Origin of the sequence: Pseudomonas sp. JY-Q, assembly GCF_001655295.1 — a bacterium.
GTDB classification, from domain to species: domain Bacteria; phylum Pseudomonadota; class Gammaproteobacteria; order Pseudomonadales; family Pseudomonadaceae; genus Aquipseudomonas; species Aquipseudomonas alloputida.
The window spans coordinates 5,957,579-5,973,924 of sequence record NZ_CP011525.1; the positions used below are offsets into that span (position 1 = coordinate 5,957,579).

Sequence of the window (16,346 nt, forward strand, 5' to 3'; positions counted from 1 at the left end):
GTGCCCGGCTCGTCGGTGACCGACGTGCTGACCGGGGTCTTGTCCAGTGTCAGTTGCTCGAACTTGCCGACATCCACACCTTCAACGGTTGCGATCGATTTGATCACAGGGTCGTTGTTGCCAACGTAGACGTTGTCCGGGGCAGTGACAGTGGCAGTACCCACGGTGCCGTTGGCCGGCACGGTGATGACGGTTTTGCCGTCGCTCAGCGTGAAGGTCAATGCACTGTGGTTGTTGATCGGCAAGCCGTCTTTGTTGGTCAGGGTGATGGTGTAGGTGATCTCGCCGCCTTCGGTGACCGAAGGGGTCGCGGTCAGCTTGGCCACGACTTCGTCGGTGGTGTCGGTGACATCCACCTTCACGGCACCGCCCAGCTCCAGGTTTTCGAAGGTGCGACCGTCTACATCCACAGCAGACGTGATGCCCAGGCTGATCTGGCCAGCGTCGTTGTAGACGTCATCGCCCTGCGCAGCGTGGGTGTACGGCGCGCTGGTTTCGCCGGCCTTGATGGTGACCTGAGCATTGTTGCTCAGGGTCACGACCAAATCGTGGGCCAGGGCGGTGTTGATGTGTACGGTGAAGGTCGGTTTGACGTTCTCGGCCACCGAAGTCTGGTCGGCCGTGATAGTGACCTTGACCAGGTCGCCTTCGTTGCTGCCGCCCGGGTTGCCTGGGGTACCAGGCTCGTCGGTGACGGTAGTGCTGACCGGGGTCTTGTCGAGTGTCAGTTGTTCGAACTTGCCGACATCTGCGCCTTCAACGGTAGCGATCGATTTGATCACAGGGTCGTTGGTGCCAACGTAGACGTTGTCCGGTGCAGTGACGGTAGCAGTACCCACGGTGCCGTTGGCCGGCACGGTGATGACGGTTTTGCCGTCGCTCAGCGTGAAGGTCAATGCACTGTGGTTGTTGATCGGCAGACCATCTTTGTTGGTCAGGGTGATGGTGTAGGTGATCTCGCCGCCTTCGGTGACCGACGGGGTCGCGGTCAACTTGGCCACCACTTCGTCGGTGGTATCGGTCACTTGGACCGAAGCAGCACCGCCCAACTCGAGGTTCTCGAACGCAGCGCCAGTGGCGTCTACTGCCGAGTTGATACCCAGGCTGATCTGGCCAGCGTCCTGATAGACGTCATCGCCCTGCGCGTCGTGGGTGTACGGTGCGCTGGTTTCGCCAGCCTTGATGGTGACCTGGGCATTGTTGCTCAGGGTCACGACCAGGTCGTGAGCCAGCGGCTGGTTGACGTGCACGGTGAACGTCGGTTTGACGTTCTCGGCCACCGAAGTCTGGTCAGCCGTAATGGTGACTTTGACCAGGTCGCCTTCGTTGCCCGGCGTACCTGGCTCGTCGGTAACCGACGTGCTGACCGGGGTTTTGTCGAGGGTCAGTTGCTCGAACTTGCCGACATCCGCACCTTCAACGGTTGCGATCGATTTGATCACCGGGTCGTTGGTACCGACGTAGACGTTGTCCGGGGCAGTGACGGTGGCAGTGCCCACGGTGCCGTTGGCCGGCACGGTGATGACGGTTTTGCCGTCGCTCAGCGTGAAGGTCAATGCACTGTGGTTGTTGATCGGCAAGCCGTCTTTGTTGGTCAGCGTGATGGTGTAAGTGATCTCACCGCCTTCGGTCACCGAAGGCGTCGCGGTCAACTTGGCCACTACTTCGTCGGTGGTGTCAGTCACTTGAACCGAAGCGTTGCCGCCCAGTTGCAGGTTCTCGAAGGTGCGACCGTCTACATCCACAGCAGACGTGATGCCCAGGCTGATCTGGCCAGCGTCGTTGTAGACGTCATCGCCTTGCGCGTCGTGGGTGTACGGCGCGCTGGTTTCACCGGCCTTGATGGTGACCTGGGCGTTGTTGCTCAGGGTCACGACCAGGTCGTGGGCCAGGGCGGTGTTGATGTGTACGGTGAAGGTCGGCTTGACGTTCTCGGCTACCGAAGTCTGGTCGGCCGTGATGGTGACTTTGACCAGGTCGCCTTCGTTGCCCGGCGTACCTGGCTCGTCGGTAACCGACGTGCTGACCGGGGTTTTGTCCAGCGTCAGTTGCTCGAACTTGCCGACATCTGCGCCTTCAACGGTAGCGATCGATTTGATCACAGGGTCGTTGGTGCCAACGTAGACGTTGTCCGGTGCAGTGACGGTAGCAGTACCCACGGTGCCGTTGGCCGGCACGGTGATGACGGTTTTGCCGTCGCTCAGCGTGAAGGTTAATGCACTGTGGTTGTTGATCGGCAAGCCGTCTTTGTTGGTCAGCGTAATGGTGTAAGTGATCTCACCGCCTTCGGTGACCGACGGGGTCGCGGTCAGCTTGGCCACGACTTCGTCGGTGGTGTCGGTGACATCCACCTTCGCGGCACCGCCCAGCTCCAGGTTTTCGAAGGTGCGACCGTCTACATCCACAGCAGACGTGATGCCCAGGCTGATCTGGCCAGCGTCGTTGTAGACGTCATCGCCCTGCGCAGCGTGGGTGTACGGCGCGCTGGTTTCGCCGGCCTTGATGGTGACCTGGGCATTGTTGCTCAGGGTCACGACCAGATCGTGGGCCAGGGCGGTGTTGATGTGTACGGTGAAGGTCGGTTTGACGTTCTCGGCCACCGAAGTCTGGTCGGCCGTGATGGTGACCTTGACCAGATCGCCTTCGTTGCCTGGGGTGCCCGGCTCGTCGGTGACCGACGTGCTGACCGGGGTCTTGTCCAGTGTCAGTTGCTCGAACTTGCCGACATCCACACCTTCAACGGTTGCGATCGATTTGATCACAGGGTCGTTGTTGCCAACGTAGACGTTGTCCGGGGCAGTGACAGTGGCAGTACCCACGGTGCCGTTGGCCGGCACGGTGATGACGGTTTTGCCGTCGCTCAGCGTGAAGGTCAATGCACTGTGGTTGTTGATCGGCAAGCCGTCTTTGTTGGTCAGGGTGATGGTGTAGGTGATCTCGCCGCCTTCGGTGACCGAAGGGGTCGCGGTCAGCTTGGCCACGACTTCGTCGGTGGTGTCGGTGACATCCACCTTCACGGCACCGCCCAGCTCCAGGTTTTCGAAGGTGCGACCGTCTACATCCACAGCAGACGTGATGCCCAGGCTGATCTGGCCAGCGTCGTTGTAGACGTCATCGCCCTGCGCAGCGTGGGTGTACGGCGCGCTGGTTTCGCCGGCCTTGATGGTGACCTGAGCATTGTTGCTCAGGGTCACGACCAAATCGTGGGCCAGGGCGGTGTTGATGTGTACGGTGAAGGTCGGTTTGACGTTCTCGGCCACCGAAGTCTGGTCGGCCGTGATAGTGACCTTGACCAGGTCGCCTTCGTTGCTGCCGCCCGGGTTGCCTGGGGTACCAGGCTCGTCGGTGACGGTAGTGCTGACCGGGGTCTTGTCGAGTGTCAGTTGTTCGAACTTGCCGACATCTGCGCCTTCAACGGTAGCGATCGATTTGATCACAGGGTCGTTGGTGCCAACGTAGACGTTGTCCGGTGCAGTGACGGTAGCAGTACCCACGGTGCCGTTGGCCGGCACGGTGATGACGGTTTTGCCGTCGCTCAGCGTGAAGGTCAATGCACTGTGGTTGTTGATCGGCAGACCATCTTTGTTGGTCAGGGTGATGGTGTAGGTGATCTCGCCGCCTTCGGTGACCGACGGGGTCGCGGTCAACTTGGCCACCACTTCGTCGGTGGTGTCGGTCACTTGGACCGAAGCAGCACCGCCCAACTCGAGGTTCTCGAACGCAGCGCCAGTGGCGTCTACTGCCGAGTTGATACCCAGGCTGATCTGGCCAGCGTCCTGATAGACGTCATCGCCCTGCGCGTCGTGGGTGTACGGTGCGCTGGTTTCGCCAGCCTTGATGGTGACCTGGGCATTGTTGCTCAGGGTCACGACCAGGTCGTGAGCCAGCGGCTGGTTGACGTGCACGGTGAACGTCGGTTTGACGTTCTCGGCCACCGAAGTCTGGTCAGCCGTAATGGTGACTTTGACCAGGTCGCCTTCGTTGCCCGGCGTACCTGGCTCGTCGGTAACCGACGTGCTGACCGGGGTTTTGTCGAGGGTCAGTTGCTCGAACTTGCCGACATCCGCACCTTCAACGGTTGCGATCGATTTGATCACCGGGTCGTTGGTACCGACGTAGACGTTGTCCGGGGCAGTGACGGTGGCAGTGCCCACGGTGCCGTTGGCCGGCACGGTGATGACGGTTTTGCCGTCGCTCAGCGTGAAGGTCAATGCACTGTGGTTGTTGATCGGCAAGCCGTCTTTGTTGGTCAGCGTGATGGTGTAGGTGATCTCGCCGCCTTCGGTCACCGACGGGGTAGCAGTCAGCTTGGCCACCACTTCGTCGGTGGTGTCGGTCACTTGAACCGAAGCCGCACCGCCCAGCTCCAGGTTTTCGAAGGTGCGACCGTCTACATCCACAGCAGACGTGATGCCCAGGCTGATCTGGCCAGCATCGTTGTAGACGTCATCGCCCTGAGCAGCGTGGGTGTACGGCGCGCTGGTTTCGCCAGCCTTAATGGTGACCTGGGCGTTGTTGCTCAGGGTCACGACCAGGTCGTGGGCCAGGGCGGTGTTGATGTGCACGGTGAAGGTCGGCTTGACGTTCTCGGCCACCGAGGTCTGGTCAGCCGTGATGGTGACCTTGACCAGGTCGCCTTCGTTGCTGCCGCCCGGGTTGCCTGGGGTACCAGGCTCGTCGGTGACGGTAGTGCTGACCGGCGTCTTGTCGAGGGTCAGTTGCTCGAACTTGCCGACATCCGCACCTTCAACGGTTGCGATCGATTTGATCACAGGGTCGTTGGTGCCAACGTAGACGTTGTCCGGGGCAGTCACGGTAGCAGTACCCACGGTACCGTTGGCCGGCACGGTGATGACGGTTTTGCCGTCGCTCAGCGTGAAGGTCAATGCACTGTGGTTGTTGATCGGCAGGCCGTCTTTGTTGGTCAGGGTAATGGTGTAGGTGATCTCGCCGCCTTCGGTCACCGACGGGGTAGCAGTCAGCTTGGCCACCACTTCGTCAGTGGTGTCGGTCACTTGAACCGAAGCCGCACCGCCCAACTCGAGGTTCTCGAAGGTCGCACCAGTGGCGTCCACCGCCGAGGTGATGCCCAGGCTGATCTGGCCAGCGTCGTTGTAAACGTCATCACCCTGCGCAGCGTGGGTGTACGGCGCGCTGGTTTCGCCGGCCTTGATGGTGACCTGAGCGTTGTTGCTCAGGGTCACGACCAGGTCGTGAGCCAGGGCGGTGTTGATGTGCACGGTGAAGGTCGGCTTGACGTTCTCAGCTACCGAGGTCTGGTCGGCGGTGATGGTGACCTTGACCAGATCGCCTTCGTTGCCTGGGGTGCCTGGCTCGTCGGTGACCGACGTGCTGACCGGGGTCTTGTCCAGCGTCAGCTGTTCGAACTTACCGACATCCGCGCCTCCAACGGTTGCGATCGACATCACGACAGGGTCGTTGGTGCCGACGTAGACGTTGTCCGGGGCAGTGACGGTGGCAGTGCCCACGGTGCCGTTGGCCGGCACGGTGATGACGGTTTTGCCGTCGCTCAGCGTGAAGGTCAATGCACTGTGGTTGTTGATCGGCAGACCATCTTTGTTGGTCAGCGTGATGGTGTAGGTGATCTCGCCGCCTTCGGTGACCGAAGGCGTCGCGGTCAGCTTGGCCACCACTTCGTCGGTGGTGTCGGTCACTTGAACCGAAGCGTTGCCGCCCAGTTGCAGGTTCTCGAAGGTGCGACCGTCTACATCCACAGCAGACGTGATGCCCAGGCTGATCTGGCCAGCGTCGTTGTAGACGTCATCGCCTTGCGCAGCGTGGGTGTATGGCGCGCTAGTTTCGCCGGCCTTGATGGTGACCTGGGCATTGTTGCTCAGGGTCACGACCAGGTCGTGAGCCAGGGCGGTGTTGATGTGTACGGTGAAGGTCGGTTTGACGTTCTCAGCCACCGAGGTCTGGTCAGCAGTAATAGTGACCTTGACCAGGTCGCCTTCGCTGCCTGGGGTACCTGGCTCGTCGGTAACCGACGTGCTGACCGGGGTTTTGTCGAGGGTCAGTTGCTCGAACTTGCCGACATCCGCACCTTCAACGGTTGCGATCGACATCACGACAGGGTCGTTGGTACCGACGTAGACGTTGTCCGGGGCAGTCACGGTGGCAGTGCCCACGGTGCCATTAGCCGGCACGGTGATGACGGTTTTGCCGTCGCTCAGCGTGAAGGTCAATGCACTGTGGTTGTTGATCGGCAGGCCGTCTTTGTTGGTCAGGGTGATGGTGTAGGTGATCTCGCCGCCTTCGGTGACCGAAGGGGTGGCGGTCAGCTTGGCCACCACTTCGTCGGTGGTGTCGGTGACATCCACCTTCGCGGCACCGCCCAGCTCCAGGTTTTCGAAGGTGCGACCGTCTACATCCACAGCGGACGTGATACCCAGACTGATCTGGCCAGCATCGTTGTAGACGTCATCACCCTGCGCAGCGTGGGTGTACGGCGCGCTGGTCTCGCCGGCCTTGATGGTGACCTGGGCATTGTTGCTCAGGGTCACGACCAGGTCGTGGGCCAGCGGCTGGTTGACGTGCACGGTGAAGGTCGGTTTGACGTTCTCGGCCACCGAGGTCTGGTCAGCAGTAATAGTGACCTTGACCAGGTCGCCTTCGTTGCCCGGCGTACCTGGCTCGTCGGTAACCGACGTGCTGACCGGGGTTTTGTCGAGGGTCAGTTGCTCGAACTTGCCGACATCTGCGCCTTCAACGGTTGCGATCGATTTGATCACAGGGTCGTTGGTGCCAACGTAGACGTTGTCCGGGGCAGTCACGGTGGCAGTACCCACGGTGCCGTTGGCCGGCACGGTGATGACGGTTTTGCCGTCGCTCAGCGTAAAGGTCAATGCACTGTGGTTGTTGATCGGCAAGCCGTCTTTGTTGGTCAGCGTGATGGTGTAAGTGATCTCGCCGCCTTCGGTGACCGAAGGGGTCGCGGTCAGCTTGGCCACGACTTCGTCGGTGGTGTCGGTGACATCCACCTTCGCGGCACCGCCCAGCTCCAGGTTTTCGAAGGTGCGACCGTCTACATCCACAGCAGACGTGATGCCCAGGCTGATCTGGCCAGCGTCGTTGTAGACGTCATCGCCTTGCGCATCGTGGGTGTACGGCGCGCTGGTTTCGCCAGCCTTGATGGTGACCTGGGCGTTGTTGCTCAGGGTCACGACCAGGTCGTGAGCCAAGGCGGTGTTGATGTGTACGGTGAACGTCGGTTTGACGTTCTCGGCCACCGAAGTCTGGTCAGCCGTGATGGTGACCTTGACGATGTCGCCTTCGCTGCCTGGGGTACCTGGCTCGTCGGTGACCTCGGTGCTGACTGGGGTCTTGTCCAGGTTCAGGTTTTCGAACTTCCACGCATCTGCGCCGCTGACCGCGTCGATGGCATTGACCACCGGCGCGTTGGTGCCGACATAGACGTTGTCCGGGGCGGTTGCAGTGGCCGAACCGGTGGTGCTGTTCGCTGCCACGACGACGGTGGTGCCGTCGGTCAGCTTGAAGTACAGCTCCGAGTGGTTGTTGATCGGCAGACCGTCTTTGTTGGTCAGGGTGATGGTGTAGGTGATCTCGCCGCCCTCGGTCACCGAAGGGCTGGCAGTCAGCTTGGCCACGACTTCGTCGAGGGTGTCGGTCACTTGAACCGAAGCAGCACCGCCCAACTCAAGGTTCTCGAACGCAGCGCCGGTGGCGTCCACCGCCGAGTTGATGCCCAGGCTGATCTGGCCCGCATCGTTGTAGACGTCATCGCCTTGCGCGTCGTGGGTGTACGGCGCGCTGATCTCACCGGCCTTGATGGTGACCTGAGCGTTGTTGCTCAGGGTCACGACCAGGTCGTGAGCCAAGGCGGTGTTGATGTGTACGGTGAACGTCGGTTTGACGTTCTCGGCTACCGAGGTCTGGTCAGCCGTGATGGTGACCTTGACGATGTCGCCTTCGTTGCCTGGGGTGCCTGGCTCGTCGGTGACCTCGGTGCTGACCGGGGTCTTGTCCAGGTTCAGGTTTTCGAACTTCCACGCATCTGCGCCGCTGACCGCGTCGATGGCATTGACCACCGGCGCGTTGGTGCCGACATAGACGTTGTCCGGGGCGGCTGCAGTGGCCGAACCGGTGGTGCTGTTCGCTGCCACGACGACGGTGGTGCCGTCGGTCAGCTTGAAGTACAGCTCCGAGTGGTTGTTGATCGGCAGACCGTCTTTGTTGGTCAGCGTGATGGTGTAGGTGATCTCGCCGCCTTCAGTGACCGACGGGGTCGCGGTCAGCTTGGCCACCACTTCGTCGAGGGTGTCGGTGACTTGAACCGAAGCAGCACCGCCCAACTCAAGGTTCTCGAAGGTCGCACCAGTGGCGTCCACCGCCGAGGTGATGCCCAGGCTGATCTGGCCAGCGTCGTTGTAAACGTCATCACCCTGCGCAGCGTGGGTGTACGGCGCGCTGGTTTCGCCGGCCTTGATGGTGACCTGAGCGTTGTTGCTCAGGGTCACGACCAGGTCGTGAGCCAGGGCGGTGTTGATGTGCACGGTGAAGGTCGGCTTGACGTTCTCGGCCACCGAAGTCTGGTCAGCCGTGATGGTGACCTTGACGATGTCGCCTTCGCTGCCTGGGGTGCCTGGCTCGTCGGTGACCTCGGTGCTGACCGGGGTCTTGTCCAGGTTCAGGTTTTCGAACTTCCACGCATCTGCACCGCTGACCGCGTCGATGGCATTGACCACCGGCGCGTTAGTGCCGACATAGACATTGTCCGGGGCGGTTGCAGTGGCCGAACCGGTGGTGCTGTTGGCTGCCACGACGACGGTGGTGCCGTCGGCCAGCTTGAAGTACAGCTCCGAGTGGTTGTTGATCGGCAGACCGTCTTTGTTGGTCAGCGTGATGGTGTAGGTGATCTCGCCGCCTTCGGTCACCGACGGAGTGGCAGTCAGCTTGGCCACCACTTCGTCGAGGGTGTCGGTGACATCCACTTTCGCGGCACCGCCCAACTCGAGGTTTTCGAACGCAGCGCCAGTGGCGTCTACTGCCGAGTTGATGCCCAAGCTGATCTGGCCCGCATCCTGATAGACGTCATCGCCTTGCGCATCGTGGGTGTACGGCGCGCTGGTCTCGCCAGCCTTGATGGTGACCTGGGCATTGTTGCTCAGGGTCACGACCAGGTCGTGAGCCAGGGCGGTGTTGATGTGTACGGTGAACGTCGGTTTGACGTTCTCGGCCACCGAAGTCTGGTCAGCCGTGATGGTGACCTTGACGATGTCGCCTTCGCTGCCTGGGGTGCCTGGCTCGTCGGTGACCTCGGTGCTGACCGGGGTCTTGTCCAGGTTCAGGTTTTCGAACTTCCACGCATCTGCACCGCTGACCGCGTCGATGGCATTGACCACCGGCGCGTTAGTGCCGACATAGACATTGTCCGGGGCGGTTGCAGTGGCCGAACCGGTGGTGCTGTTCGCTGCCACGACGACGGTGGTGCCGTCGGTCAGCTTGAAGTACAGCTCCGAGTGGTTGTTGATCGGCAGACCGTCTTTGTTGGTCAGCGTGATGGTGTAGGTGATCTCGCCGCCTTCGGTCACCGACGGAGTGGCAGTCAGCTTGGCCACCACTTCGTCGAGGGTGTCGGTGACATCCACTTTCGCGGCACCGCCCAACTCGAGGTTTTCGAACGCAGCGCCAGTGGCGTCTACTGCCGAGTTGATGCCCAAGCTGATCTGGCCCGCATCCTGATAGACGTCATCGCCTTGCGCATCGTGGGTGTACGGCGCGCTGGTCTCGCCAGCCTTGATGGTGACCTGGGCATTGTTGCTCAGGGTCACGACCAGGTCGTGAGCCAAGGCGGTGTTGATGTGTACGGTGAACGTCGGTTTGACGTTCTCGGCTACCGAGGTCTGGTCAGCCGTGATGGTGACCTTGACGATGTCGCCTTCGTTACCTGGGGTGCCTGGCTCGTCGGTGACCTCGGTGCTGACGGGGGTCTTGTCCAGGTTCAGGTTTTCAAACTTCCACGCATCTGCGCCGCTGACCGCCTCGATGGCATTGACCACCGGCTGGTTAGTGCCGACATAGACGTTGTCTGGGGCGGTTGCAGTGGCCGAACCGGTGGTGCTGTTGGCTGCCACGACGACGGTGGTGCCGTCGGTCAGCTTGAAGTACAGCTCCGAGTGGTTGTTGATCGGCAGACCGTCTTTGTTGGTCAGCGTGATGGTGTAGGTGATCTCGCCGCCTTCGGTCACCGAAGGGGTCGCAGTCAGCTTGGCCACCACTTCGTCGAGGGTGTCGGTGACATCCACTTTCGCGGCACCGCCCAACTCGAGGTTTTCGAACGCAGCGCCGGTGGCGTCCACCGCCGAGTTGATGCCCAGGCTGATCTGGCCCGCATCCTGATAGACGTCATCGCCTTGCGCATCGTGGGTGTACGGCGCGCTGGTCTCGCCAGCCTTGATGGTGACCTGGGCATTGTTGCTCAGGGTCACGACCAGGTCGTGAGCCAAGGCGGTGTTGATGTGTACGGTGAACGTCGGTTTGACGTTCTCGGCTACCGAGGTCTGGTCAGCCGTGATGGTGACCTTGACGATGTCGCCTTCGTTACCTGGGGTGCCTGGCTCGTCGGTGACCTCGGTGCTGACCGGGGTCTTGTCCAGGTTCAGGTTTTCGAACTTCCACGCATCTGCGCCGCTGACCGCGTCGATGGCATTGACCACCGGCGCGTTGGTGCCGACATAGACGTTGTCCGGGGCGGTTGCAGTGGCCGAACCGGTGGTGCTGTTGGCTGCCACGACGACAGTGGTGCCGTCGGTCAGCTTGAAGTACAGCTCCGAGTGGTTGTTGATCGGCAGACCGTCTTTGTTGGTCAGCGTGATGGTGTAGGTGATCTCGCCGCCTTCGGTCACCGAAGGGGTCGCAGTCAGCTTGGCCACCACTTCGTCGAGGGTGTCGGTGACATCCACTTTCGCGGCACCGCCCAACTCGAGGTTTTCGAACGCAGCGCCGGTGGCGTCCACCGCCGAGTTGATGCCCAGGCTGATCTGGCCAGCGTCCTGATAGACGTCATCGCCCTGCGCGTCGTGAGTGTACGGCGCGCTGGTCTCACCGGCCTTGATGATGACCTGAGCGTTGTTGCTCAGGGTCACGACCAGGTCGTGGGCCAGGGCGGTGTTGATGTGTACGGTGAAGGTCGGTTTGACGTTCTCGGCCACCGAAGTCTGGTCGGCCGTGATGGTGACCTTGACGATGTCGCCTTCGTTGCCTGGGGTACCTGGCTCGTCGGTCACCTCGGTGCTGACCGGGGTCTTGTCCAGGTTCAGGTTTTCGAACTTCCACGCATCTGCGCCGCTGACCGCGTCGATGGCATTGACCACCGGCGCGTTGGTGCCGACATAGACGTTGTCCGGGGCGGTTGCAGTGGCCGAACCGGTGGTGCTGTTGGCTGCCACGACGACAGTGGTGCCGTCGGTCAGCTTGAAGTACAGCTCCGAGTGGTTGTTGATCGGCAGACCGTCTTTGTTGGTCAGGGTGATGGTGTAGGTGATCTCGCCGCCCTCGGTCACCGAAGGGCTGGCAGTCAGCTTGGCCACGACTTCGTCGAGGGTGTCGGTCACTTGAACCGAAGCAGCACCGCCCAACTCAAGGTTCTCGAACGCAGCGCCGGTGGCGTCCACCGCCGAGTTGATGCCCAGGCTGATCTGGCCCGCATCGTTGTAGACGTCATCGCCTTGCGCGTCGTGGGTGTACGGCGCGCTGGTCTCACCGGCCTTGATGGTGACCTGAGCGTTGTTGCTCAGGGTCACGACCAGGTCGTGAGCCAGGGCGGTGTTGATGTGTACGGTGAACGTCGGTTTGACGTTCTCGGCCACCGAAGTCTGGTCAGCCGTGATGGTGACCTTGACGATGTCGCCTTCGCTGCCTGGGGTGCCTGGCTCGTCGGTGACCTCGGTGCTGACCGGGGTCTTGTCCAGGTTCAGGTTTTCGAACTTCCACGCATCTGCGCCGCTGACCGCGTCGATGGCATTGACCACCGGCGCGTTGGTGCCGACATAGACGTTGTCCGGGGCGGTTGCAGTGGCCGAACCGGTGGTGCTGTTGGCTGCCACGACGACAGTGGTGCCGTCGGTCAGCTTGAAGTACAGCTCCGAGTGGTTGTTGATCGGCAGACCGTCTTTGTTGGTCAGGGTGATGGTGTAGGTGATCTCGCCGCCCTCGGTCACCGAAGGGCTGGCAGTCAGCTTGGCCACGACTTCGTCGAGGGTGTCGGTCACTTGAACCGAAGCAGCACCGCCCAACTCAAGGTTCTCGAACGCAGCGCCGGTGGCGTCCACCGCCGAGTTGAGGCCCAGGCTGATCTGGCCCGCATCGTTGTAGACGTCATCGCCTTGCGCGTCGTGGGTGTACGGCGCGCTGGTCTCACCGGCCTTGATGGTGACCTGAGCGTTGTTGCTCAGGGTCACGACCAGGTCGTGAGCCAGGGCGGTGTTGATGTGTACGGTGAACGTCGGTTTGACGTTCTCGGCCACCGAAGTCTGGTCAGCCGTGATGGTGACCTTGACGATGTCGCCTTCGCTGCCTGGGGTGCCTGGCTCGTCGGTGACCTCGGTGCTGACCGGGGTCTTGTCCAGGTTCAGGTTTTCGAACTTCCACGCATCTGCGCCGCTGACCGCGTCGATGGCATTGACCACCGGCGCGTTGGTGCCGACATAGACGTTGTCCGGGGCGGTTGCAGTGGCCGAACCGGTGGTGCTGTTCGCTGCCACGACGACGGTGGTGCCGTCGGTCAGCTTGAAGTACAGCTCCGAGTGGTTGTTGATCGGCAGACCGTCTTTGTTGGTCAGGGTGATGGTGTAGGTGATCTCGCCGCCTTCGGTCACCGAAGGGGTGGCGGTCAGTTTGGCCACCACTTCACTGATAGTGTCCGAGATCTCAACGGTAGCCGGGCCACCCAAGGCCAGCTTCTCGAAGGTGGCACCCGGAACTGTAGCGTCGGTAACACTGAGCGTGATGGAGCCTGCATCAAGATAGACGTCATCGCCTTGAACCGAGGTCTTGTACTCGACTTCGGTCTTACCGGCTTCGATCGTCACGGTGTCGCCGTTCGACAGGGTTACGGTCAACGGACGGTCCAGCGCCTGGCTAACTTTCACAGTAAAGGAAGGTTGCTGGTCTTCGGTCACATTTCCATTGCTGACAATGCTTACGGTGACGGCATCGATGCTGTCATTGATGACAGTCGAGGCAGGGGTCGGGTTCGGGGTCAGTTGCTCGAAGTTGCCACCCGTGGCGTTCTCGATGGTGACGCTGACGGTCGAGCCGTTGTTGTAGACGTCATTGGCCGGGGTCTGGAAATCAACGCTGCCCTGGGTTTTGCCGGCCTCAACGGTGATGGTTTGGCCGTTGGACAGGGTCACGGTCACCGGCGTCTGGGCAGGATTGCTCAGGGTCACGGTGTAGGTGATCACGCCGCCTTCGGTCACGCTTGGCGAGGCGGTCAGGGTTGCAGTGGTGGTATCGACCGAGTCGTTGATCGTGGTCTGAGCCGGCGTCGGGTTCGGGGTCAGTTGCTCGAAGTTGCCACCCGTGGCGTTCTCGATGGTGACGCTGACGGTCGAGCCGTTGTTGTAGACGTCATTGGCCGGGGTCTGGAAATCGACGCTGCCCTGGGTTTTGCCGGCTTCAACGGTGATGACCTGGCCGTTGGACAGGGTCACGGTTACCGGCGTCTGAGCAGGGTTGCTCAGGGTCACGGTGTAAGTGATCACGCCGCCTTCGGTCACGCTTGGCGAGGCGGTCAGGGTTGCAGTGGTGGTGTCGACCGAGTCGTTGATCGTGGTCTGAGCTGGCGTCGGGTTCGGGGTCAGTTGCTCGAAATTACCGCCCGTGGCGTTCTCGATGGTGACGCTGACGGTCGAACCGTTGTTGTAGACGTCATTGGCCGGGGTCTGGAAATCAACGCTGCCCTGGGTTTTGCCGGCTTCAACGGTGATGACCTGGCCGTTGGACAGGGTCACGGTTACCGGCGTCTGGGCAGGGTTGCTCAGGGTCACGGTGTAAGTGATCACGCCGCCTTCGGTCACGCTTGGCGAGGCGGTCAGGGTTGCAGTGGTGGTGTCGACCGAGTCGTTGATCGTGGTCTGAGCTGGCGTCGGGTTCGGGGTCAGTTGCTCGAAGTTGCCGCCCGTGGCGTTCTCGATGGTGACGCTGACGGTCGAACCGTTGTTGTAGACGTCATTGGCCGGGGTCTGGAAATCGACGCTGCCCTGGGTTTTGCCGGCTTCAACGGTAATGGTTTGGCCGTTGGACAGGGTCACGGTCACCGGCGTCTGGGCAGGATTGCTCAGGGTCACGGTGTAGGTGATCACGCCGCCTTCGGTCACGCTTGGCGAGGCGGTCAGGGTTGCAGTGGTGGTATCGACCGAGTCGTTGATCGTGGTCTGAGCTGGCGTCGGGTTCGGGGTCAGTTGCTCGAAATTACCGCCCGTGGCGTTCTCGATGGTGACGCTGACGGTCGAACCGTTGTTGTAGACGTCATTGGCCGGGGTCTGGAAATCAACGCTGCCCTGGGTTTTGCCGGCTTCAACGGTGATGACCTGGCCGTTGGACAGGGTCACGGTTACCGGCGTCTGGGCAGGGTTGCTCAGGGTCACGGTGTAGGTGATCACGCCGCCTTCGGTGACCGACGGGCTCGCCGTCAGGGTCGCGGTGGTGGTGTCGACCGAGTCGGTGATCGTGGTCTGAGCCGGCGTCGGGTTCGGGGTCAGCTGCTCGAAGTTGCCGCCCGTGGCGTTCTCGATGGTGACACTGACGGTCGAACCGTTGTTGTAGACGTCATTCGCCGGGGTCTGGAAATCAATGCTGCCCTGGGTTTTACCGGCTTCAACGGTAATGGTCTGACCGTTGGACAGGGTCACGGTCACCGGCGTCTGGGCAGGGTTGCTCAGGGTCACGGTGTAGGTGATCACGCCGCCTTCGGTGACCGACGGGCTCGCCGTCAGGGTCGCGGTGGTGGTGTCGACCGAGTCGGTGATCGTGGTCTGAGCCGGCGTCGGGTTCGGGGTCAGCTGCTCGAAGTTGCCGCCCGTGGCGTTCTCGATGGTGACACTGACGGTCGAACCGTTGTTGTAGACGTCATTCGCCGGGGTCTGGAAATCAATGCTGCCCTGGGTTTTACCGGCTTCAACGGTAATGGTCTGACCGTTGGACAGGGTCACGGTCACCGGCGTCTGGGCAGGGTTGCTCAGGGTCACGGTGTAGGTGATCACGCCGCCTTCGGTGACCGACGGGCTCGCCGTCAGGGTTGCAGTGGTGGTGTCGATTGTATCGGTCACTTGGGTAACCGCTGGCGTTTGCGGCAATGTCACCGTCAGCCCGCCACCCCCGGAACTGCCGGTCACGGTCGCCGAAATCTGGCCCCCGTCGATGTAGGGCGTGTCGTTTGCCGGAACTACGACGTTGACACTACCACTGGTCTGCCCAGCCGGAATAACGATCACGGCACCGTTGGACAGCGTAATTACCAGGTTGGTGGTCGGCGCCTGACCAACGGTGGCGGTATAAACGATTACGCCACCCGCTTCACTGATAGAAGGGGTTGCGCCAAGCGTCAGCTCAGTAGCAACGTTGGTATCCGTAGGTGTGGTCACCAGGTTGTTGCCGTTAGTGTCCAGCAGGCCCACTTCTTCGTTATCGAGTACGCCCGCAAAGCCCAGCCCGTCAGTCGGGAAACCAACCGTCGGGTCAACACGGCCAGCCGTTTCTTCGAGCATCACGAAGCTGTGGCCACCGCCCAGCGCACCACCACCCGCTGATGACGGGCCAGCGGCGGTAGCTTCAAGCTCAGTAGTCGGGTCAACACCAGCAGCAATAGCCTGCTGCAGCTCTTCCACCGAAGGCGCGGCCTGGGCTGCCGCCTGGCTCAGGTCGGTGCTGCTGTCAGGCGCATCGGCGCTCCATTGGCTGTCACGGCCCAGATCGAGCGTACGGCCATCAGCCAGCTCCAGAGTAACTGCGCCACCAGGACCGGTGAGCACTTCCTCACCGGTCAACAGGCGGTCACCTTCGATAAGTACACGCCGGATGCCCTCTGGGGATACCGCAATAACCTGGCCGACAATGCTTTTGACGATGGCTACAACGCTGCTCATTGGACTCTCCGTGTGACCCGATGGGTACTTCCCTGCCAGAGCGGCGCTTGCTAGCCACTTCAGGCGGAACTATGTCGATGATCTCTTGACGATTTTTGACGTCAATATTCCGTCTATAACTTTTTGGAATTGCCTAACTGCCAAACTATTGACCTTATACATGCCATCCTAAACAATCGGCAATGTAATGTCACATTGATATTTGTACCTTAGCCAAGC

General features: G+C 61.3%; 1 protein-coding gene (cut by a window edge). It reads right to left on the minus strand.

Annotation, left to right across the window (positions count from 1 at the left end):
* Positions 1 to 16,127: the 5' portion of an immunoglobulin-like domain-containing protein gene (locus AA098_RS30005; protein WP_064615123.1), read on the minus strand. Its footprint begins 12,661 nt before the window's first position; only the first 16,127 of its 28,788 coding nucleotides appear in the window; the start codon lies at positions 16,125 to 16,127; its stop codon lies beyond the left edge, outside the window.
* Positions 16,128 to 16,346 lie beyond the last annotated feature (219 nt).